Consider the following 218-nt stretch of genomic DNA (forward strand, 5'->3'; position numbering starts at 1 on the left):
CCACCGGCGGGCGGTAGCACACCTCGTTGGCATAGGGGATCGCCTCGAAGGTGACGACGAAGCTGCGGTCGCGGGCGGCGGTGGTGGTCAGTTGCACGATCACCGCGCCTGGGGCGAAAGCCTGGGGCGCGCCGGCGATCTTCAGCACCTGGCTCGGCGCCAGGGCCGCGCTGCTGCTGGTGCCGCTCAGGCGCGTGCGGTCGTTGAGGTAGCGTTCA

General features: G+C 71.1%; 1 protein-coding gene. It reads right to left on the reverse strand.

Annotation, left to right across the window (positions count from 1 at the left end):
* A partial coding sequence (locus ACLEJR_RS27150; protein ID WP_440817806.1) for a hypothetical protein occupies positions 1-218 on the reverse strand: 218 nt, incomplete at both ends.

It is taken from the genome of Pseudomonas sp. SMN5 (genome assembly GCF_052041925.1).
Taxonomy (GTDB): Bacteria; Pseudomonadota; Gammaproteobacteria; order Pseudomonadales; family Pseudomonadaceae; genus Aquipseudomonas.